This is a genomic window from Haliscomenobacter sp. (genome assembly GCF_040403615.1).
Classification (GTDB): Bacteria; Bacteroidota; Bacteroidia; order Chitinophagales; family Saprospiraceae; genus Haliscomenobacter.
This window is the reverse complement of record NZ_JBBAKG010000134.1, coordinates 1-2,246: the sequence shown is the minus strand read 5'-3', so window position 1 is coordinate 2,246 and position 2,246 is coordinate 1. Positions and strand designations below refer to the sequence as shown.

At 46.3% G+C, this 2,246-nt stretch carries 1 protein-coding gene and 1 pseudogene; one reads left to right on the top strand and one right to left on the bottom strand.

All coding sequences use genetic code 11. The features are described from left to right. Positions 1-1,605: alpha-L-rhamnosidase (locus ABW391_RS25820; protein WP_353484792.1), on the top strand; the 1,605-nt coding region annotated here is incomplete at its 5' end. Between the two features lie 133 nt (positions 1,606-1,738). On the opposite strand, the pseudogene ABW391_RS25815 reads toward ABW391_RS25820, so the two are convergent. Then, positions 1,739-2,246, bottom strand: a pseudogene (locus ABW391_RS25815) (hypothetical protein); the annotation flags it as partial.

Sequence of the window (2,246 nt, the reverse complement as noted above, 5' to 3'; positions counted from 1 at the left end):
CAAGGGGCTGCAGGTGCCAAGATCACCATGCGTTTTGGAGAAGATACCCTGAAAAACGGCCAATTGAACTGGTGGTCTTCGGTAGCTGGTCAAATCAAGGAAGCTTGGCGCGCGAACGGCGGCCCTGGCGCGCCCAAAACGGCCTGGCAAAAAGACGAATACATCCTCAAGGGTGGGGGAGTGGAGACCTGGTCACCCCGCTTCACTTTTCATGGATTTCGGTACATTGAAGTAGTCGGCTGGCCTGGCATCCCGAAGCCTGAGAACTTTGAAGGACTCCGCATGAATTCCGATTTGCCCCAGAATGGCAGTTTTGAGTGTTCCAATTCCATGTTTAATCAACTTCACCAAGTCATTCTATGGACTTTTTTGAGCAATGTGTTTAGCGTGCAATCGGATTGTCCGGCGCGGGAAAAAATGGGTTATGGAGCAGATATGGTGGTCAGTTCTGAAGCGTTTTTGTACAACTACAACATGGCTCAGTTTTATGGCAAAACAATCCGCGACTTTGCCAATGAGCAGCGCCCTGAAGGTGGAATCACCGAACTCGCTCCTTTTACAGGCATTGCGGATCGAGGATATGGTGACCAGTCCGGGCCATTGGGTTGGCAATTGGGTTTTCCATACCTGCAAAAGAAATTGTACGAGTTTTATGGAGACAAACGCATCATTGAACAAAACTATCCAGCATTTGAACGTCAAATGGCCTTTTTGCAATCCAAGGCCATCAACAACCTGTTCTTTTGGGACATTAGCGACCACGAGGCCATCGATACCAAGCCTGAGGCTTTTAGCGCAGCTTGTTTTTATTACCACCATGCGCTGCTGATGGCCGAATTTTCAGGCATTTTGGATAAAACTGCTGCTGCGGAAAAATACAACAAACTGGCTCAAAACATCAAACGTGCCATCCTGGAGCGTTATCACGTTAACGAAACTGGCCGATTTGACAATGGTACCCAATCTGCACAGTTGTTTGCGTTGTGGTATGATTTGTCTCCTGACAAAGCAGCCTCTAAGCAAAGTTTGTTGGATGAGATCAAGCGCCACAAACACCACGTCTCTACCGGAATTTTTTCTACCAAATTTCTTTTTGATGTATTGCGCCAGGAAGACAACAATGACCTGGCCTACCAATTGGCCGATCAGCGCGATTATCCCGGCTGGGGATACATGCTGGCACAAGGGGCAACCACACTTTGGGAAACCTGGGCGTATTCCCCTCAAGTGTATTCTTTAAATCACCCGATGTTTGGCTCTATCGACGAATGGTTTTATCGCTCTTTACTGGGCATCAACGCGGCTGCGCCCGGTTTCCGCAAAGTCACGATCAAACCTCAGCCCGCAGGTGATTTGACCTGGGCGAAGGGAAGTTATGCATCGGTAAGTGGTACGATTGGCTGCGAATGGAAGCGGTCAATCTATGCTTTCGAGCTTAAAGTATCCATACCCGCCAATGTGCAGGCCGAAGTGTGGATCCTGTGCGGAGAAGACCTGCCCTTGCGCGAAAGCGGCAAGTTGTATCCGGTGAAAAAATATGAAAACGGGTATGCGGTAGTCGAACTCGGCTCAGGAAGCTATAGTTTTGAAAGTGACCTGGAGTAGACTTAGGCAGGCAGCTTCGCTGCTTAATATTTTTTTCACCACCTAAGAAACCTCAGAGTCACCTGAGTCAATGTCTATCTTTAGTGTCTGAAGTGCCTCAGGTGGTGAAAAAAAATAAAAAAATCGAAGATTTTTATTTCACCAAATCCATCTGGAAACTCAACAATGCTTTTTTGGCCTTGAAATACGAATCGTCAACGATTTGATAAAAGGCATGAACTGCATCAAACAATACCACCAAAGCCTGATCATCGTAAACTGGTTTGGTGAAATAGACCCAATGTTGAGAAAGGTATTTCTGAATAATTTCCTTGGCTGAATCTTCCAGAAAAGGCTGATAAGTGGCCGACTCTAAAATCTCTTCCAGGGTATATTGGAACTTCATTTCAATGGGTTTTAACTCATCCAAACCATTCTCGATTTCATCATATGGGGTCTCTTCGCGGATGAAATTTACAGCATTCATGAGGTCAGCATAAAGCTGTTTTTTCTCGGTAAAAGTGCGGTCCATTTCCAGAAAATTGCGATAGAGTTGCAACAATTCTTCCCCTTTGCCCGTCGCTTGTGCTTTCCGATAAAAGAACCAAAAAATGTCCAGATCGTGTTTTTTGACCTGTTCTTTGGCCAAATCCAACCGAGCT